This window comes from Actinokineospora spheciospongiae, from assembly GCF_003182415.1.
GTDB classification, from domain to species: domain Bacteria; phylum Actinomycetota; class Actinomycetes; order Mycobacteriales; family Pseudonocardiaceae; genus Actinokineospora; species Actinokineospora spheciospongiae.
In genome coordinates this window covers 539,642-558,790 of sequence record NZ_QHCP01000005.1, presented here as the reverse complement: position 1 = coordinate 558,790, position 19,149 = coordinate 539,642, and the positions used below count along the sequence as shown (strand labels likewise).

16 protein-coding genes are annotated in these 19,149 nt (G+C 71.7%); 8 read left to right on the top strand and 8 right to left on the bottom strand.

Going from position 1 to position 19,149, the window contains the following annotated elements:
- Nucleotides 1–35 precede the first annotated feature (35 nt).
- Entirely contained in the window at nucleotides 36–2,537 is a 2,502-nt protein-coding gene (locus DFQ13_RS16745; protein ID WP_110080429.1) for a DEAD/DEAH box helicase, read from the top strand.
- Nucleotides 2,538–2,541: 4 nt separating this feature from the next.
- Nucleotides 2,542–3,387, top strand: coding sequence for an NUDIX hydrolase (locus DFQ13_RS16740; protein ID WP_110080428.1), 846 nt, complete (start codon nucleotides 2,542–2,544; stop codon nucleotides 3,385–3,387).
- 127 nt (nucleotides 3,388–3,514) lie between these two features.
- Here the strand turns inward: DFQ13_RS16740 and DFQ13_RS16735 are convergent, their stop codons facing one another.
- Both DFQ13_RS16735 and DFQ13_RS16730 read right to left on the bottom strand, forming a co-directional pair.
- A complete protein-coding gene (locus DFQ13_RS16735; protein ID WP_110080427.1) occupies nucleotides 3,515–4,045 on the bottom strand; it encodes a superoxide dismutase family protein in 531 nt (176 codons plus the stop codon).
- 70 nt (nucleotides 4,046–4,115) lie between these two features.
- Entirely contained in the window at nucleotides 4,116–4,583 is a 468-nt protein-coding gene (locus DFQ13_RS16730; protein ID WP_110080426.1) for an FxsA family protein, read from the bottom strand.
- Between the two features lie 528 nt (nucleotides 4,584–5,111).
- On the opposite strand from DFQ13_RS16730, the gene gltB reads away from it, so the two are divergent.
- From gltB to DFQ13_RS16715, 3 genes are all read left to right on the top strand, one after another.
- On the top strand, nucleotides 5,112–9,638 hold the full coding sequence (gene gltB, locus DFQ13_RS16725; protein WP_233438443.1) for a glutamate synthase large subunit: 4,527 nt from the start codon (nucleotides 5,112–5,114) through the stop codon (nucleotides 9,636–9,638).
- Nucleotides 9,631–11,100, top strand: a complete 1,470-nt coding sequence (locus tag DFQ13_RS16720) for a glutamate synthase subunit beta (protein WP_110080424.1) — start codon at nucleotides 9,631–9,633, stop codon at nucleotides 11,098–11,100. Before gltB ends, DFQ13_RS16720 begins: the two co-directional genes overlap by 8 nt.
- A 92-nt stretch (nucleotides 11,101–11,192) precedes the next feature.
- Nucleotides 11,193–11,999 carry an alpha/beta fold hydrolase gene (locus tag DFQ13_RS16715; protein ID WP_233438442.1) on the top strand — a complete coding sequence of 269 codons (807 nt, stop codon included), beginning with the start codon at nucleotides 11,193–11,195 and terminating at the stop codon, nucleotides 11,997–11,999.
- A 550-nt stretch (nucleotides 12,000–12,549) separates the two neighbouring features.
- On the opposite strand, the gene DFQ13_RS16710 is transcribed toward DFQ13_RS16715, so the two are convergent.
- The 5 genes from DFQ13_RS16710 to DFQ13_RS16690 all read right to left on the bottom strand — a co-directional run bounded on the left by DFQ13_RS16710 (nucleotide 12,550) and on the right by DFQ13_RS16690 (nucleotide 15,995).
- Nucleotides 12,550–12,996: a MarR family winged helix-turn-helix transcriptional regulator gene (locus DFQ13_RS16710; protein WP_110080423.1), complete on the bottom strand. Its 447-nt coding sequence runs from the start codon at nucleotides 12,994–12,996 to the stop codon at nucleotides 12,550–12,552.
- A 13-nt stretch (nucleotides 12,997–13,009) separates the two neighbouring features.
- On the bottom strand, nucleotides 13,010–13,429 hold the full coding sequence (locus DFQ13_RS16705; RefSeq protein ID WP_035283116.1) for an organic hydroperoxide resistance protein: 420 nt from the start codon (nucleotides 13,427–13,429) through the stop codon (nucleotides 13,010–13,012).
- Between the two features lie 141 nt (nucleotides 13,430–13,570).
- Nucleotides 13,571–14,971: a dihydrolipoyl dehydrogenase gene (gene lpdA, locus DFQ13_RS16700; RefSeq protein WP_035283115.1), complete on the bottom strand. Its 1,401-nt coding sequence runs from the start codon at nucleotides 14,969–14,971 to the stop codon at nucleotides 13,571–13,573.
- Between the two features lie 45 nt (nucleotides 14,972–15,016).
- Complete coding sequence (locus tag DFQ13_RS16695) at nucleotides 15,017–15,577, bottom strand: hypothetical protein (protein ID WP_146241251.1); 561 nt, start codon at nucleotides 15,575–15,577, stop codon at nucleotides 15,017–15,019.
- A gap of 112 nt (nucleotides 15,578–15,689) precedes the next feature.
- The gene (locus DFQ13_RS16690; RefSeq protein ID WP_035283112.1) at nucleotides 15,690–15,995 is read right to left on the bottom strand and encodes a hypothetical protein; all 306 of its coding nucleotides are present in this window, start codon (nucleotides 15,993–15,995) and stop codon (nucleotides 15,690–15,692) included.
- 423 nt (nucleotides 15,996–16,418) lie between these two features.
- On the opposite strand from DFQ13_RS16690, the gene DFQ13_RS16685 reads away from it, so the two are divergent.
- From DFQ13_RS16685 to DFQ13_RS16675, 3 genes are all read left to right on the top strand, one after another.
- The gene (locus DFQ13_RS16685) at nucleotides 16,419–16,895 is read left to right on the top strand and encodes an ANTAR domain-containing protein (protein ID WP_052021214.1); all 477 of its coding nucleotides are present in this window, start codon (nucleotides 16,419–16,421) and stop codon (nucleotides 16,893–16,895) included.
- A 104-nt stretch (nucleotides 16,896–16,999) separates the two neighbouring features.
- Nucleotides 17,000–17,482 carry an ATP-binding protein gene (locus DFQ13_RS16680; RefSeq protein ID WP_233427593.1) on the top strand — a complete coding sequence of 161 codons (483 nt, stop codon included), beginning with the start codon at nucleotides 17,000–17,002 and terminating at the stop codon, nucleotides 17,480–17,482.
- Entirely contained in the window at nucleotides 17,479–18,285 is an 807-nt protein-coding gene (locus DFQ13_RS16675; RefSeq protein WP_035283111.1) for a SigB/SigF/SigG family RNA polymerase sigma factor, read from the top strand. The genes DFQ13_RS16680 and DFQ13_RS16675 overlap by 4 nt, the downstream gene beginning before the upstream one ends.
- A 455-nt stretch (nucleotides 18,286–18,740) precedes the next feature.
- Here DFQ13_RS16675 and DFQ13_RS16670 read toward each other — a convergent pair whose 3' ends face one another.
- On the bottom strand, nucleotides 18,741–19,046 hold the full coding sequence (locus DFQ13_RS16670) for a WhiB family transcriptional regulator (RefSeq protein ID WP_035288619.1): 306 nt from the start codon (nucleotides 19,044–19,046) through the stop codon (nucleotides 18,741–18,743).
- Nucleotides 19,047–19,149: the final 103 nt, after the last annotated feature.

Sequence of the window (19,149 nt, the reverse complement as noted above, 5' to 3'; positions counted from 1 at the left end):
GGACCCTGCGGACCGTCTGGCACGATCGGCTCACCATGACGCTGACCGCGCGGATTCCCGCCTCCCCCGACCCAGACAGCCTGTTCGACGCCTTCTCCGAGTGGGTGGGCGAGCAGGGGCTGAGCCTCTACCCGGCGCAGGAGGAGGCGCTGCTCGAGATCGTGTCGGGGGCCAACGTCATCCTCAACACGCCCACCGGTTCGGGCAAGAGCCTGGTGGCCACGGGCGCGCACTTCACCGCGCTGGCCGAGGGGCGGCGCACCTTCTACACCGCGCCGATCAAGGCGCTGGTCTCGGAGAAGTTCTTCGCGCTGATCGAGACCTTCGGCGCGGAGAACGTCGGCATGATGACCGGTGACTCCAGCGTCAACGGCGGGGCGCCGATCATCTGCTGCACCGCGGAGATCCTGGCCAACATCGCCCTGCGCGACGGCGCCGAGGCCGACGTGGGCCAGGTGGTGATGGACGAGTTCCACTTCTACGCCGAGCCCGACCGCGGCTGGGCCTGGCAGGTGCCGATCATCGAGCTGCCCGGGGCGCAGTTCGTCCTGATGTCGGCGACCCTGGGCGACGTCAGCCGGTTCGAGGAGGACCTGACCCGGCGCACCGGCCGCCCGACCGCGGTGGTCACCTCCGCCGAGCGCCCGGTGCCGCTGTTCTACTCCTTCGGCATGACCCCGCTGACCGAGGCGCTGGAGGAACTGCTCTCCACGAACCAGTCGCCGGTCTACGTCGTGCACTTCACCCAGGCCGCCGCGCTGGAGCGGGCGCAGGCGCTGATGAGCGTGAACGTGTGCACCCGCGAGGAGAAGGACGCGATCGCCAAGCTGATCGGGAACTTCCGCTTCTCCTCCGGTTTCGGCAAGACCCTGTCGCGGTTGGTGCGCCACGGCATCGGCGTGCACCACGCGGGGATGCTGCCCAAGTACCGGCGGCTGGTGGAGCGGCTGGCCCAGGCCGGGCTGATGAAGATCGTGTGCGGCACCGACACCCTGGGCGTGGGCATCAACGTGCCGATCCGCACGGTGGTGTTCACCTCGCTGTCGAAGTACGACGGGGTGCGCACCCGGCTGCTCAAGGCGCGCGAGTTCCACCAGATCGCGGGCCGGGCGGGCCGGGCGGGCTTCGACACCCTGGGCACCGTGCTGGTGCAGGCGCCCGAGCACGTGATCGAGAACGAGAAGTCGCTGGCCAAGATCGGCGACGACCCGAAGAAGCGGCGCAAGTTCGTCCGCAAGAAGCCGCCGGAGGGCATGGTCTCCTGGGGGCTGCCGACGTTCGAGCGGCTGGTGGCGGCCGAGCCGGAGCCGCTGACGTCGAGCTTCAAGGTCAGCCACTCCATGCTGCTCAACGTGATCGGCCGCCCCGGCGACGCGTTCGCCGCGATGCGGCACCTGCTGGAGGACAACCACGAGGACCGGGCCGCGCAGCGCAGGCACATCCTGCGGGCCATCGCCATCTACCGCGGCCTGCGCGAGTCCGGTGTGGTCGAGGAGCTGCCCGAGCCAGACGAGCAGGGCCGCCGGGTGCGGCTGACGATGGACCTGCAGCTTGACTTCGCGCTCAACCAGCCGCTGTCGCCGTTCGCGCTGGCCGCCTTCGAGCTGCTGGACCGGGAGGCGCCCGGCTACGCCCTGGACGTGCTGTCGGTGGTGGAGTCCACACTGGACGACCCGAGGCAGGTGCTCTCGGCGCAGCAGCACAAGGCGCGCGGCGAGGCCGTGCAGGCGATGAAGTCCGAGGGCATCGAGTACGACCAGCGGATGGAGCTGCTGGAGCAGGTCACCCACCCCAAGCCGCTGGCCGAGCTGCTCGGCGCGGCGTTCGAGACCTACCGGCGCGGGCACCCGTGGGTCGGCGACCACCGGCTGTCGCCGAAGTCGGTGGTGCGCGACATGTTCGAGCGCGCGATGACCTTCACCGAGTACGTCTCGTTCTACCAGCTCGCCCGGTCCGAGGGGCTGGTGCTGCGGTACCTGGCCGACGCCTACCGGGCGGTGCGCCAGACGGTGCCGGACGAGATGAAGACCGAGGAGCTGACCGACCTGGTCGAATGGCTCGGCGAGCTGGTCCGCCAGGTCGACTCCAGCCTGCTCGACGAGTGGGAGAAGCTGAGCAACCCGGACGACGAAGACCCGACCGAACCGGTGGACGACACCCCGCCCGCGATCACCGCCAACCCGAGGGCGTTCCGGGTGCTGGTGCGCAACGCGCTGTTCCAGCGGGTGCAGCTCGCCGCCCGGCGCGACTGGTACGGCCTGGGGCAGCTCGACGGCGACACCGGGTGGGACGCCGAGGCGTGGGAGGACGCGGTCTCCCCGTACTTCGAGGTGCACAGCCAGATCTCGGTGGGCCCGGACGCGCGGGGCCCCGGGCTGCTGGCGATCGAGGTCGAGCCGGAGCGCTGGTTGGTCCGGCAGGTCTTCGACGACCCGAACGGCGACCACGACTGGGGCTTCACCGCCGAGGTCGACCTCGCCGCCTCCGACGAGGCGGGCACGGCGGTGCTCCACATCACCGCCGCGGGCGAGCTGTAGGCCCGTGCGCGGCGACGGCGACCGCGTGGTCCGCTGCGGCCTCGGGCACGCGCACTGGGGCCGCCACGGCGCGGCGGGCCTGCTGCCGGTCCACCGACCCGACGGGGGCGGGGCGCACGTGCTGTTGCAGCAACGCGCCCTGTGGACCCCCGGCGGCGGCACGTGGGGGGTCTTCGGCGGCGCGCGGGACAGCCACGAGGACGCGGTGACCGCGGCGCTGCGGGAGACCGCGGAGGAGAGCACCCTCGACCTGGACCTGGTGCGGCCGTTCGGGACGCGGGTGGTCGACCACGGCGGGTGGGCCTACACGACGGTGCTGGCGGTGGCCTCGGCGATGCCGCGGGTGCGCCCCGGGTCGAACGAGACGAGGGCCGCCGCCTGGGTGCCGGTGCCCGAGGTCACCGCGCGGAAGCTGTTCGCCCCCTTCGCCGCGAGCTGGACGGAACTCATGGACAAGTTGACCCCGCCCGTGATCGTCGTCGACTGCGCCAACGTCATGGGGTCGCGCCCGGACGGCTGGTGGCGCGACCGCGCGGGCGCCGCCACCCGGCTGCGCGACGGGCTGGCCGAGGTGGTGCGCGCGGGCGTGGCCGACTTCGCGGGCCTGGACACCGCGTACCCGGAGGCGGTCCTGGTGGTCGAGGGCCGCGCCCGCGGCATCGGGTCGGTCGACGGGGTCACCGTGGTCGACTCCCCCGGCGAGGGCGACGACACGATCGTCGAGCAGGCCCGGGCGCACGCGGGCGGGCCGTGCTTCGTGGTGACCGCCGACCGGGAACTGCGGGCCCGCTGCGCGGCGGAGGGGGCCGACGTCCTCGGCCCCCGCTGGCTGCTCGACCGCTTGGGCTGACCGCCCGCCCCGACCTCGCTGCGCACTGAACCCGTTCGGCGCGAACGCTTTCCCGCGCAGGAACGCACTGCACCGGTTCAGCGACGGCGGGTGCCCACCTGACGACTCTCGGCGAGAACCCGTCCGACTACTGGCGGGTCAGCGGCAGGCAGGCGAGGCGCGCACCGGCCGTGCCCGCCTGGCCGGGCTCGGTGTGGGTGTGCTGGGCGTGCAGCACCACCGAGTTCGCCAGGCGCGAGGACAGCGACCAGTCCACCTCGGCGCTGGTGATGGCGTTGCCGCCCACGTCGGTGGTGAAGTCGAGCCACACCTCGTTCTCCGGGTTGGCGTAGGCCGGGTCGACCGAGGGCTGCACGGGGTCGGCCCGGTTCTGGGTGTGCGGGCCCGCGGCGGCGGGGTCCGCGCCGCAGTTGCCGGTGTGCACGTGCGCGCCGTAGTGGTGGGCGGGCAGCAGGCCGCGCACCCGCAGCAGCACCACCGTCCGGCGTCCCGATTCGACCGGGACGGCGTCCAGGGGGCCGCCGGTCTCGATCGGTACAGCGATCGCGGACGCGCCGGCGGGAACCGCGGCGGCGTCGTAGGTGTACAGCGGACCGGTCGGGGAGAACTGCGCCGCGGGAGACAACAGCAGCAGGAAGAGGGCGCCGACAACATGCATGTGGGGAACAATTCCACCCCGGCGTCCCTCCCAACCGGACACCCCCGGTGGTTCACCTCATCGAGTGCGATCACTCACTCCGATGCGGCGGGATGACGATCACCTCAGGCGCATCGCGGTGCGCCCGGTCCGGCTCCACGACCACCGAATCGACCACCTGCGAGTCCACGACGAACGGCCGGGTCCCGGCGCGGTCGGCGCGGCGCAGCGCCCAGCCGCGCACCACCGCGCGCGTGGGCGGCAGCAACAGGAGGAGGCCCAGGACGTCGCTGATGAAGCCGGGCAGGAACACCAGCACGCCCGCGGCGGCGATCAACACCCCGTCGACCAGTTCCTTCTGCGGGGGCCTGCGCAGCAGGACGGACTCCTGCAGGGCCGCCAGGGTCTTGCGGCCCTCGCGGCGCAGCAGGGCACCGCCGAGCACGGTTCCGGCCACCAGCAACAAGATCGTCGGCAGCACACCGAGGAGGCCACCCACGGTGACCACGACGGTGAACTCCGCTACGACAGCGAGGAACATGATGAACAGGATGGGCACGGCGTGGGCTCCTCTGTCAGCACCCGGTGGGGTCCTGTACCGCTTCGTTGGTCGGATGTCTCTACAACGCACGAGGGCTCGGAAACGCTCCCGACACCGGAAAACGCCAGGTCAACGGCAAAATCACCCGATCGGGGAGCACGTCAAGGCCACGTGGCGTTTCCCACGGGGGCCAAACGGTGTATCCCGATAACGCCGAGTTCACACTATTGTCATGAGAACGCCCGGATGACCCCGGGCCCGACGCTACGCTCGGCGACGGCCCCGCCCGCACCGGACACCGGTGCCGCCGCCCGCGATCGGCATCCAGCACACGCTGGGACCTGCACCACACCCGAAGCACAGCGCGGTGCTTCACCCACTCCCGCACGATGAGGTGCGCTCCACCGCCCGAGCCCGGGCGAACCCGTCGCCGGGACTTCACCGACCGCGACACCGGGCCGAGTCGCCGGTGAAGGTGCTCATCCGGCCTTCCCGCCTGCTCGAGCGACCGCGTGTGCGCTCCAGACCATGGGAGGGCCGCTAGCTGTGACGACCCGCCAAGACCACCTCCGCGGTGGTCTCTACGACGAGAACTTCGAGCACGACGCCTGCGGCGTCGCCTTCGTGGCCGACCTCGCAGGCCGCAGGGACCACGCGATCGTGGCGAAAGCTCTCGTCGCCCTGCGCAACCTGGAGCACCGCGGTGCCAGAGGCGCCGAACCCGACACCGGTGACGGGGCCGGAATCCTGATCCAGGTCCCGGACGCGTTCTACCGCGACGTCGTGGACTTCGCGCTGCCCGAGCCCGGCGCCTACGCCGTGGGCACCGCGTTCCTGCCCACCGACCCCGGCGCGCGCGCCGAGGCCGTCGCCGGGATCGAGGCGGTGGCGCGGGAAGAGGGCGCCGTCGTCCTGGGCTGGCGCGAACTGCCGGTCGTGCCCGAGCACACCGGGGCCACCGCGCGGGCGGTCATGCCCGCCTTCGCCCAGTTGTTCCTGGCCGCCGCGGACGGCTGCGCCGGGATGGCGCTGGAGCGCCTGGCCTTCTGCGTGCGCAAGCGCGCCGAGCACGCCGGGGTCGACCACGGTGTGTACTTCGCCAGTCTCTCCGCGCGCACGATCGTCTACAAGGGAATGCTGACCGAGCCCCAGGTCGAGGCGTTCTTCCCGGACCTGTCCGACGAGCGGGTCACCAGCTCCATCGGCCTGGTGCACTCCCGGTTCTCCACCAACACCTTCCCGGCCTGGCCGCTGGCGCACCCGTACCGGTACGTGGCGCACAACGGCGAGATCAACACCCTGCGCGGCAACCGGAACTGGATGGACGCCCGCGAGTCGATGCTCGCCAGCGACCTGGTGCCCGGCGACCTCAAGCGGATCTTCCCGGTCATCACCCGCGGCGCCAGCGACTCCGCCTCCTTCGACGAGGTGCTGGAGCTGCTGCACCTGGGCGGGCGCAGCCTGCCGCACGCGGTGCTGATGATGATCCCGGAGGCCTGGGAGAACCACACCGAGATGGACCCGGCCCGCCGGGCGTTCTACGAGTTCCACTCCACCCTGATGGAGCCCTGGGACGGCCCCGCGCTGGTGTCGTTCACCGACGGCACCCAGATCGGCGCCGTGCTCGACCGCAACGGCCTGCGCCCGGCCCGCTACTGGGTGACCGAGGACGGGCTGGTCGTGCTGGCGTCGGAGGTCGGCGTGCTGGACATCGACCCGACCACGATCGTCCGCAAGGGACGGCTGGAGCCGGGCCGGATGTTCCTCGTCGACACCGCCGAGGGGCGGATCATCGACGACGAGGAGATCAAGGGCTCGCTGGCCGCGGAGCACCCCTACGGCGAGTGGGTCCGCCAGGGCCTGCTGCCGCTGGAGACGCTGCCCGCCCGCGAGCGCGAGGTGCCCACGCACTCGTCGCTGGTGACCCGCCAGCAGGCCTTCGGCTACACCGAGGAGGAGCTGGCGCTGCTGCTGGAGCCGATGGCCCGCACCGGCGCGGAGCCGATCGGCTCGATGGGCAACGACGCCCCGCTGGCGCCGCTGTCGAGCAGGCAGCGACCGCTGTTCGACTACTTCAGCCAGCTCTTCGCCCAGGTGACCAACCCGCCGCTGGACGCCATCCGCGAGGAGCTGGTGACCTCGCTGGGCACGCTGATCGGCGCCGAGCCGAACCTGCTGGCCGCGGGCGCGGACTCCTGCCGCCGCATCTCGCTGCCCTACCCGGTGATCGACAACGACGAGCTGGCCAAGCTGGCGCACGCCAACGACGACGGCGACCTGCCGGAGTTCCAGTCGGTCACCGTCCACGGCCGGTTCGACGTGCGCGGCGGCGGCGACGCCCTGCGCGAGCAGCTCGACGAGATCCGCTCGGAGGTGTCCTGGGCGATCCGGCACGGCGCCAAGGTCATCGTGCTGTCCGACCGCGGCGTGCAGCAGCACCAGGCGCCGATCCCGTCGCTGCTGCTCGTCGGCGCGGTGCACCAGCACCTGGTCCGGGAGAAGACCCGCAGCCAAGTCAGCCTGGTGGTGGAGTCCGGCGACGCCCGCGAGGTGCACCACGTGGCGCTGCTGATCGGCTACGGCGCGTCCGCGGTCAACCCGTACCTGGCGATGGCCACGGTCGAGGACCTGGCGAACCGGGGCCTGGTCAAGGGCACCGACGCGCACACCGCGACCCGCAACCTGATCAAGGCGCTGGGCAAGGGCGTGCGCAAGACCATGTCGAAGATGGGCGTGTCCACCGTGGCCTCCTACCACGGCGCGCAGATCTTCGAGGCGCTCGGCCTGGGCCCGGAGGTCATCGCGGCCTGCTTCACCGGCACCACCTCGCGGCTGGGCGGCATCGGCTTCGACGTGCTGGCCGAGGAGGTCGCGCAGCGGCACGCCACCGCGTTCCCGGCGGGCGAGCTGCACCCCAGCCACCGCGAGCTGACCGTCGGCGGCGACTACCAGTGGCGCCGCGAGGGCGAGCCGCACCTGTTCAACCCGCAGACGGTGTTCAAGCTCCAGCACTCGACGCGCTCCGGGCAGTACGAGGTCTTCAAGGACTACACCCGGCTCGTCGACGACCAGTCGGTGGCGCTCAAGACGCTGCGCGGGCTGTTCGCCTTCCGCGAGGGCCTGCGCCCGCCGGTGCCGATCGAGGAGGTCGAGCCGGTCTCGTCCATCGTGAAGCGGTTCGGCACGGGTGCGATCTCCTACGGCTCGATCTCCAAGGAGATGCACGAGACGCTGGCGGTCGCGATGAACCGCCTGGGCGGCAAGTCGAACACCGGCGAGGGCGGCGAGGACCCCGAGCGCCTCTACGACCTGACCCGCCGCTCGGCGGTCAAGCAGGTGGCCTCCGGCCGCTTCGGCGTCACCAGCGAGTACCTGGTCAACGCCGACGACATCCAGATCAAGATGGCCCAGGGCGCCAAGCCCGGCGAGGGCGGGCAGCTCCCCGGGGCGAAGGTGCACCCGTGGATCGCCCGCACCCGGCACTCCACCCCGGGCGTCGGGCTCATCTCCCCGCCGCCGCACCACGACATCTACTCCATCGAGGACCTCGCCCAGCTCATCCACGACCTCAAGAACGCCAACCCGGCCGCCCGCATCCACGTGAAGCTGGTGTCCGAGGTCGGCGTGGGCACGGTCGCGGCCGGGGTGTCCAAGGCGCACGCCGACGTGGTGCTCATCTCCGGGCACGACGGCGGCACCGGCGCCTCGCCGCTGTCGTCGATCAAGCACGCGGGCGGGCCGTGGGAGCTGGGCCTGGCCGAGACGCAGCAGACGCTGCTGGCCAACCGGCTGCGCGACCGGATCGTGGTGCAGACCGACGGGCAGCTCAAGACCGGTCGCGACGTGGTCATCGCGGCGCTGCTGGGCGCCGAGGAGTTCGGCTTCGCCACCGCGCCGCTGGTGGTGTCGGGCTGCGTGATGATGCGCGTGTGCCACCTCGACACCTGCCCGGTGGGCGTGGCCACGCAGAACCCGACGCTGCGGGCGAAGTTCTCCGGCAAGCCGGAGTTCGTGGTGAACTTCTTCGAGTTCATCGCCCAGGAGGTGCGCGAGTACCTGGCGGCGCTGGGCTTCCGCTCCATCGAGGAGGCCGTCGGGCACGCCGAGGTGCTCGACACCCGCACCGCGGTCGACCACTGGAAGGCCGCCGGGCTCGACCTGACGCCGATCTTCCACGTGCCGGAGCTGGAGCCGCGCGCGGTCCGGCACCGGGTCACCGCCCAGGACCACGGCCTGGACCGGGCACTGGACAACACGCTGATCCAGCTCGCCGAGGGGTCGCTGAACTCCGGCGACAAGGTGCGCCTGGAACTGCCGGTGCGCAACGTCAACCGGACCGTGGGCACCATGCTCGGCTCGGAGCTGACCAAGCGCTGGGGCGGCGAGGGCCTGCCCGACGACACGATCGACGTGACCTTCACCGGCACGGCGGGGCAGTCGTTCGGCGCGTTCATCCCCAAGGGCATCACGCTGCGGCTGGTCGGCGACGGCAACGACTACGTCGGCAAGGGCCTGTCCGGCGGGCGGATCACGGTGCGCCCGCACCCGGGGGCGCAGTTCGCCGCCGAGGCGCACGTGATCGCGGGCAACGTGATCGGCTACGGCGCCACCGGCGGGGAGATCTTCCTGCGCGGCAAGGTGGGCGAGCGGTTCTGCGTGCGCAACTCCGGCGCGCTGGCCGTCGTCGAGGGCGTCGGCGACCACGCCTGCGAGTACATGACCGGTGGCCGGGTGGTGGTGCTCGGGCCGACCGGGCGCAACTTCGCGGCGGGCATGTCCGGCGGCGTCGCCTACGTGCTGAACCTGTCGAAGGCGCGGATCAACCCGGAGATGGTCGACCTCGACCCGCTCGACGCCGACGATCACGACTTCCTGCGGCAGACCGTCGCCAAGCACCTCGCCGAGACCGATTCGGCGGTGGCGCGCGCGCTGCTGGCGGACTGGGACGACTCGGTCACCCGGTTCACCAAGGTGATGCCGAAGGACTACAAGCGGGTGCTCGCCGCCCAGGCCGCCGCCGTGCGCGACGGCCGCGACATCGACCAGGCGATCATGGAGGCCTCGCATGGCTGACCCCAAGGGCTTTCTCACCACCCGCCGCGACGCCCCCGCGAGCCGCCCGGTGTTCCTGCGGCTGCGGGACTGGCGCGAGGTGTACGAGGCCGACAGCGTCGCCGAGTTCACCAAGGGCGGCAAGGGCTCCGAGCAGGCCGGGCGCTGCATGGACTGCGGCATCCCGTTCTGCCACCAGGGCTGCCCGCTGGGCAACCTGGTCCCGGAGTGGAACACGCTGGTGTGGCGGGACGACTGGCGCGCGGCGAGCGAGCGGCTGCACGCGACGAACAACTTCCCCGAGTTCACCGGCACGCTGTGCCCGGCGCCGTGCGAAGCCGCGTGCGTGCTGGGCATCAACGACGACCCGGTGAGCATCAAGCGCGTGGAGATCTCGATCATCGACCGCGCCTGGGACGAGGGCTGGGTGACCCCGCAGGCGCCGACGGTCAAGACCGGCAAGAAGGTCGCCGTCGTCGGCTCCGGCCCGGCCGGGCTGGCCGCCGCCCAGCAGCTCACCCGCGCGGGCCACGACGTGGTGGTCTACGAGCGGGCCGACGCCATCGGCGGGCTGCTGCGCTACGGCATCCCCGAGTTCAAGATGGAGAAGTTCCGCCTCGACCGCCGCCTGGCGCAGATGCGCGCGGAGGGCACGCTGTTCCAGACGGGGGTCGACATCGGCGTCGACATCACGGTGGAGCAACTGCGCGCCGACCACGACGCGGTCGTGCTGGCGGGCGGGGCCACCGCGTGGCGCGACCTGCCGGTGCCCGGCCGCGACCTGGCGGGCATCCACCAGGCGATGGAGTACCTGCCGCCCGCGAACAAGGTGGCGGCGGGGGCGCTGGACCGCTCCCCCATCCACGCCGAGGGCAAGCACGTGGTGGTCATCGGCGGCGGCGACACCGGCGCGGACTGCGTCGGCACCGCCCACCGCCAGGGCGCCCGGTCGGTCACCCAACTGGAGATCATGCCCCGACCCGCCGAGGCCCGCTCCGAGCTGCACCCGTGGCCGACCTACCCGATGCTCTACCGGGTCACCTCGGCGCACGAGGAGGGCGGCGAACGCGTCTACGCCGTGTCCACCACCGAGTTCGTCGGCGACGAGCAGGGCAACGTCCGCGCCCTGCGGCTCACCGAGGTGGCCAACGAGGGCGGCCGGTTCGTCCCGGTCGAGGGCAGCGAGCGCGAGATCCCGGCCGAGCTGGTCACCCTGGCGATGGGCTTCGTCGGCCCGGAGAAGGGCCCGCTGCTCGACGGCCTCGGCGTCGACCTGGACCCGCGCGGCAACGTGGCCAGGGCCCGCGACTACCAGACCAACGTCCCGGGCGTGTTCACCGCCGGGGACATGGGCCGCGGCCAGTCGCTGATCGTGTGGGCCATCGCGGAGGGCCGCGCGGCCGCCGCGGGCGTCGACACCTACCTCACCGGCCGCACGGTGCTGCCCCGCCCGATCGAGCCGACGGACCGCCCCCTGGTCTGACGCCCCCGAGGACGAACGACCCGCGAGCAACGGCGCTCGCGGGTCGTTCCCGTTCGGTACCGTGACCCCGACCCAGCGCGAGGGAGCGACCCGTGGCGATCGACAGGCGGTTCACCGGCAAGGTCGGGGTCCCCGACGGGGAGCTGGCCTTCGAACTGCGGGGCGCGGGCACTCCGGTGGTCCTGCTGCACGGCGGCGCGCTGGACCGCAGCACGTGGGACGCGGAGTCAACGCTCCTGGCCGCGAACCACACGGTCATCCGCTACGACGCCCGAGGCCACGGCAACTCCTCCACCCCCACCGCCCCCTTCGCCCACCACGAGGACCTGAACAGCCTGCTGCGCGCCCTCGAACTGCCGAGCGCGACGCTGGTGGGCCTCTCCCTGGGCGCGCGCACCGGCATCGACTTCGCCCTCACCCACCCGACCCAGGTGGAGCGCTTGGTGCTCGTCGCCCCCGGCGTCAGCGGGATGGCCTTCCAGGACCCGTTCGTACTGGACCACCTGCGCCGCATCGGCGAATCCGGCGGTGATTCCACGGTCATCGCGGAGTGCTTCCTGCGCATGTGGGTGGACGGCCCCCACCGCTCCCCCACCGAGGTAGACCCGGCGGTCCGCACCCAGTGCGCCACGATCGCCACGGCGAACTTCACCCACCACACCCCCGGCAGCCAACGATTCGCCACCGAGGCAGGCGCCTGGGACCGACTCGCCGACCTGGCAGCACCCACCCTGCTGGTGGTGGGCGACCAGGACTCAACCGACATCCACGGCGCCGTCAACCGCATCGCCGCAGCCGCGCCCTCAGCGCGGGCGGAGGTCGTCCCCGGTGCGGGCCACATGGTCAACCTGGAACGCCCAGCGGCCTTCCACCGCCTCCTGCTCGACTTCCTCGACTAGGAGCGGCCGGGCCTGGGCTCACCAGGGCGTGGGCAGCACCATCACGAGAAGAGCCAGACCCCACACCACGGTCAGCCTGCTCAAGATTCGCATACCGACGAACTTACGCCGAAGGCCCGCCCCCGACCAGGGGCGAGCCTCCCGCCAACAGCCAAAAGTGAGCACAACCAGCCATCCGGTCGACCCAGCCCGCCCGACCACCAGCCACCCGGAACAACACCGGCACAGCGGCCCAGCCGACCACCCCGAAAACCGCCGGCCCGGCTACGGACATGCCCGGTGGGTGGAGGCGCCTGGCCAGCCGACCACCCTGAAAACCGGCGGCCCGGCTACGCAGAGGCCCGGGTGGGTGGATGTGTTTGGCCGGGGGTGGCGATCATGTGACAGCCTGCCTGGGCGGTGGGGCATCTTTTCAGCCCCACCTGACGCACTGGAGCACATGATCGCCATAGGGGCCCCGGCCAAACACATCCACCCAGCCGGGCACACCCACCAAACGACCGGGTTTTACAACAGGGGCACAACCCCGGGTCAAGGCAAGCAGACCGGACTACTCCCCGACCGCGCGTTCCATCCGAGCCAGGAACGCGGTCACATCAGCCTGCAAAGCCACGATCTGCTCCAGCGAACTCCCCGAAGCCGCCAGAACCCCAGCGGGCACCTCAGCGATCCGCCCCCGCAAAGCCTCCCCCGCCTCGGTCAACGACACCACCACACTCCGCTCATCGACCGCACTCCGCGACCGCGTCAGCAGCCCTGCCGCCGCCATCCGCTTGAGCAGCGGCGACAGGGTGCCGGAGTCCAGGCGCAGCGTGGCGCCGAGGTCCTTGACCGTCACCGGTTCGCGCTCGAGGAGGGCCAGCATCACCAGGTACTGCGGGTAGGTGAGCCCCAGGTCCTCGAGCAGCGGCCGGTAGCAGGTGGTCATCGCGCGTGACGCCGAGTACAGCGCGAAGCAGAGCTGCTGCTCCAGCCGAACGGCGTCACGCTCGGTCATCACATGCTCCTGTTCAGGCCACGGTGAGCTGAACGTCGATGTTCCCACGGGTGGCGTTGGAGTAGGGGCACACCTGGTGCGCCTTCTCCACGAGGTCCTGGGCGGTGTCCCTGTCCAGACCGGGGATGGTCACCTCCAGGGCGACCTCGAGGCCGAACCCGCCGGTGTCGAGGGAACCGATGCCCACCTTCGCGGCGACCTGCGACCCGTCGATCTTCTGCTTCGCCTGCCGGGCCACGACCTGCAACGCGCCGTGGAAGCAGGCGGCGTACCCGGCGGCGAAGAGCTGCTCCGGGTTGGTCTTGTCCCCACCGGGACCGCCCAGCCCCTTGGGCACCGACAGGTCGGTGTCGACCACGCCGTCGGACGAGCGCACGTGCCCGCCGCGGCCGTCACCGGTCGCCGTCGCCTGAGCCTCGTACAGAGCCTTCACAGCCGCCTCCTCGTTTCGGGTACGAAGAGAACAGTAGCCCTCAATTGAGTTGTGTGCAACCAAATCGAGCACCAGAAACCCGAACGGCCCCCGGGCGCACTGCTCCCCGGGGGCCGCTCGATGTGGTCGAAGCCGGTCGGACTACATGTTGATCATGTGTCCGGCGAGACCGTGGACGGCTTCCTTCACGGCCTCGCCCAGGGTGGGGTGGGCGTGGACGTTGCGGGCCACCTCGTGCACCGTGAGGTCCCACTGCTGGGCCAGGGTCAGCTCCGGCAGCAGCTCGGTCACCTCCGGGCCGATCAGGTGCCCGCCGAGGAGTTCGCCGTGCTCCTTGTCGCTGATGAGCTTGACGAAGCCGACCGGGTCGGCGAGGCCGTGGGCCTTGCCGTTGGCGGTGAAGGGGAACTTGGCGACCTGGACGTCGTAGCCCTTCTCCCGGGCCTGGGCCTCGGTGTAGCCGAAGCTGGCGATCTGCGGCTGGCAGTAGGTGGCGCGCGGGATCATGGCGTAGTCCAGCTCCATGGTCTCCGCGTCGGCGATGGTCTCGGCGGCGATGACGCCCATGGACTCCGCGGCGTGCGCCAGCATGAGCTTGGCGGTGACGTCGCCGATGGCGAAGATGTGCGGGACCGAGGTGCGGCAGCGGCCGTCGATGGCGATGGCGCCGCGCTCGGTCAGCTCCACCCCGGTCTTGTCCAGGCCGTAGCCCTCGACGCGGGGCTGGAAGCCGATGGCCTGCATGACCTTGTCGGTCTCCAGGACCTCCTCGGTGCCGTTCTTCGACACCGTGACCCTGACCTTGTCGCCGGAGTCGTCGATCTTCTCCACGCGGGTGCCGACGCGGATGTCGATGCCCAGCTTCTTGTAGCGGCGGGCCAGTTCCTTCGACACCTCCACGTCCTCCAGGGGGACGACGCGGTCGAGGAATTCGACGATGGTGACCTTGACGCCGTAGTTGTGCAGGACGTAGGCGAACTCGACGCCGATCGCCCCCGCGCCGGCGATGACGATGCTCTCCGGCAGGGAGTCGGCGAGGATCTGCTCCTCGTAGGTCACCACCCGCTCCGACAGCGACGTGCCGGGCAGCAGCCTGGTGGTGGCGCCCGCGGCGATGATCGCGTGGTCGAAGGTGACCGTCTCGGTCCCGCCGTCACCCAGCGCCACCTCGATGGTGTTGGCGTCGGTGAAGGTGCCCCGGCCCTCGAACTGCTTGATGCCGTTCTTCTTCATCAGGTAGTGCACGCCCTTGACCCGGCCCTCGGCGACCGAGCGGCTGCGGCGGTACGCGGCGCCGTAGTCGAAGCGGACCCCGCCCGCGTTCTCGATGCCGAACGCCTCGGCTTCGTGCTGCACCAGGTGGGCGAGTTCGGCGTTGCGCAGCAGGGCCTTCGACGGGATGCAGCCGACGTTGAGGCAGACCCCGCCCCAGTACTTCTCCTCGATGACGGCCGCGGACAGCCCGAGCTGGGTGGCGCGGATCGCCGCGACGTACCCGCCGGGACCCGCGCCGAGGACGACCACGTCGAAGTGTGTGCTCATGCCCCCACGATATTGCCCGCGCCGGTCCGGCGCGGGCGGGGCGCCTCAGCCGCGGGCGGCCGTCGACGGTGCGTACGGGCCCGTGAGCACAGAGGCAGCACCGGACCGGGCGAACGGCAGGTTCAGGCGCAGGTGCGCGGGCTCGACGTCGTCGCCGGCCTCCAGCACCCGCCGGACCTCGCGGACCACGGCGGCGTCGGACAGGTCCGCCGCACCGGCGGCCACGCGGCGCACCGGGACCCCGGTCGGCCCGGGCTCGGGGCCCGAGCCGACCAGGACGATCCCGCGCACGGTGCCGGGGAACTCCGCGACCAGGCGGACGGCGACGTCCACCAGCGCGGCGTGCGCCACGACGTGCGTGCGGGTGTTGCGGTCGGCGAGCGTCTCCAGCACGTCCTCGACCCGGTGCAGCAGCTCCACCTCGTCGGGGACCGCGCACCAGGCGAGCTGGTAGCGCTGCTCCAGCGGCTGCCACGCCCGCGGCACCTCGGGCTCCCCGTCGCGGGGTGCCAGCACCACGACGCCGGGGCCGTAGTCCAGCCCGCGCCACAATGGGGTCGCGGGGATGGTCGCCGTGGAAGTACTCGCCAGCGGTTCGTGCCGCACATCAGCCTCCTGGTCTCGCCCACCCTGAGGGTGGTATTACCCAGGACGGGTGGATTCAATCACCCGACCGTGCGATGGTGGCCTATCTCGCACTGCGGCACCGCCGGGAACCTCAGCCCGTCGCGGGCTGTTCCAGCACCGCGAAGTTCAGGTGCCCCTCGTCGTCCTGCTGGACGTCGAGCACCTTGTCCGACAACAGGTCGGCCGCTCCCGGCTCCAGGAAGACGTTGGCCTGGGGCTTGGGGCTCACCACCTGGTCGCCGTCGGTGGGCGCCGGGGCCAGGGCCACCGCGAGCGGCGCGCCGTCGGGCTGCTCGGGTTCCACGAGGGTGAAGCGCAGACCGCCCTCATCGGCGATCCCGTCCTGCTGGGTCAGGGCGCTGATCGCGTCCGCTGCCGCTTCCGTCACCGCCAGCATGCACTGGCTCCTTTCCGTGTCGACCGGGGCCGGATCGCCCTCCGGTCGCGTTCTCATCTCGTCGTGCGGCTTGCGCGACCCACCGTAGAGGGGCTCCGGGCGTCCCGCAGGCCGGGCGGCGGGACCCTGCCTTGTGCCCGCCTCGGCGTGATCTTTAGAGTGGTGCGGAGCGGTTGAGCAAGCAGCCGCAGCGCGTCGGGGACGACACCAGTTGGCGGCTCCGGCGCTCGCGTGAAGCGAGTAGCTGCGTGTTGCCCGGCCCGCACCCGCGTCGGCGCTGTCCGACGCGTCCTCCTCGCCCGCGCGAACCCACGGCCACAGACCGGGATTCGAGCCAGGAGGAGCGAGGATGGGCAGTGCGGCGCGAAGATCGCCGGTGCGCGGCCCAGAGCGCGGCGGTCCGGAACGCGGTGGTGCGCGCCGATGACCGACGGGAATGACGGTGCCGTCGACCAGTTGCGGTCTGAACTGGACGGTCTGCGGCGGGCCCTGCGCACCAGGGCCACCATCGAGCAGGCCATGGGCGTGCTGGTGGTGCTGCGCCGCTGCTCGCCGAACGAGGCGTTCGAGGCGCTGGTCCGGCTGTCGCAGCAGTACAACACCAAGCTGCACCGGGTGGCCCACCTGGTGGTGGGCATGTTCGCCGAGCCGGGCGCCGAGCCGCTGGAGGCGTACCTGCGGCGCAAGACGGGCGCGGACGAGACCGGGCCGGAGGTCGACGCGGACGCGGACGCGATGCGCGCCGACCCCGGGCTGCTCGCCGCGGTGCGGGCGCTGGTGGCCGCCGAGGACGACGCGACCAGGTCCCGGGCACTGCACGAGCTGTACCGGCTGCTGCTCGACCGGGGTTGGGTCCCGCCGTACGAGGTGCTGGGCCCGATCGCGGGCGAGCGCCGGTGAGCCCTGCCTGCGCCCCCTTGGGGGGCGGGGGTCGGGGTGGGCCTGCGACGATGGACCGGCCGCCCGGGAGGGTGCGCCGAGCCGAGGATGGGAGTTCGAGCACGATGACCGACAGTGATCGCGGGGTGTACGACGGCGGGGTGCCCGACAACCGGGCGGCGACGGCCGCGCCGCGGGCAGGCTTCACGCCCGCGGTCGACGACCGGATCAGGCTGCGGTTCGCTGCCGACCTGCTGAACCTGCCGGTCGTGCGGTCCGTGGCGGGCACCGTGGCCGCGTTGCAGGACCACGACATCGATGCGATCTCCGACTTCAAGCTCGCCGTCGACGAGGTGTGCTCGACCCTGATCACCCGGGCGGTGCCGGGCAGCGAGCTGGAGTGCTCGTTCGTCCGCGACGGCGACCTGGTGTGCTTCGAGGCGGCGGCCACCACCGCCGCGGAGGTCGTCGTCGACACCTCATCCTTCGGCTGGCGGGTGCTCACCACGCTGACCGACCGGGTGGACTCCTGGGCGGGCCCCGGGCCCGACGGCCAACCGACCCTGCACATCTACATAGCCAGAGGCCGGACGGGGGGTACCGCATGAGTGCCGCCCCCACCGCGCCCGAGGGATCGGGCACCCACGAGTACACCCACCTGGCGCCGAAGTTCGCCGAGCTGGCCGAGCTGCCCCAGGGCGACCCGCGCCGCGAGGCGGTGCGCGACGCCCTGGTCACCGGGCACCTGCCGCTGGCCGAGCACATCGCCACCCGCTTCTCCCACCGCGGCGTCGCCCGCGAGGACCTGGTGCAGGTGGGCACCGTGGGGCTGATCAACGCCGTGGACCGGTTCGACCCCGCGCGCGGGATCGACTTCCTGTCCTACGCGGTCCCCACGATCATGGGCGAGGTGCGCCGGTACTTCCGCGACACCGCCTGGTCGGTGCGGGTGCCCCGGCGGCTCAAGGAGCTGCACCTGACCATCTCCGCGGCGGGCAACGAGCTGTCGCAGCGGCTGGGCCGGGCGCCGACGCCGAGTGAGATCGCCGCCCACCTGGACATCCCCAAGGAGGACGTCTACGAGGGGCTGGAAGCCGGGCAGGTCTACCAGTCGGTCTCCCTCGACGAGGCGCTGTCGGCGGGCGAACCGGGCTCGGACCCCCTGGCGGACACCCTCGGCGAGGACGACGCCGGACTGCTGGGCATCGAGGACCACGAGTCGCTGCGCCCACTGATCGAGCGGCTGCCCGAGCGCGAGCGCACCATCCTGCTGCTGCGGTTCTTCAAGAACATGACCCAGACCCAGATCGCCGAACGGATCGGCGTGTCGCAGATGCACGTGTCACGGCTGCTGACCAAGACGCTGGAGACACTGCGCACCGGCCTGGTCGAGGAACCCGGCAAGGGCTAGACCCAGCCCTCAAAGCAAGCTCTCCACGAACCGCCCACCCGGCGAGCACATACCCGGGCGGGTGGACGCGCTTGCCCAGCCAACCACCCCGAAAACCGCCGGCCAGCGAGCGACTGCCCGGGCGGGCGGAGGCGCTTGCCCAGCCGACCACCCCGAAAACCGGCGGCCCGGCTACGCAGAGGCCCGGGTGGGTGGATGTGTTTGGCCGGGGGTGGCGATCATGTGACAGCCTGCCTGGGCGGTGGGGCATCTTTTCAGCCCCACCTGACGCACTGGAACACATGATCGCCATAGGGGCCCCGGCCAAACACATCCACCCAGCCGGGCACCACCCACCAAACGACCGGGCTCGAAACCTGAGCACACCCGCCCGGGCACACCAAGAGACCAAGGCTCTGAGCAGCACACGCAGAGGAGCCGGGATCGACGTCGATCCCGGCTCTCGTGTCCTCGGGTCAGGCCCGGACGCCCGCCTTGCTCACGCGGGTGCGGGCGGCGTGGGCGGCGCGGCGCTCGGCCTCGTCCAGGCCGCCCCAGATGCCGTAGGGCTCCACCACGGTCAGCGCGTGCTCGCGGCACTGCGCCAGCACCGGGCAGCCCTGGCAGATCTCCTTGGCCGTGCGGACCCTGGCGGCCCTGGCCTGGCCGCGCTCGGAGTCCGGGTGGAAGAAGCGGGCGCTGTCCATGCCCCGGCACGACCCGTGGCGCTGCCAGTCCCACGTGTCCGCGATCGGACCGGGCAGGCGTGAGACGTCGCTCATGGCGGGGCTCCCCTCGTCGCTGGTTGAGCCGGTGTTACCCAACCGGTTGCGGGGTCAAACGAACTGTGCGTCGATTTTCCGGTGGGCCGTTGAACAGGACTTT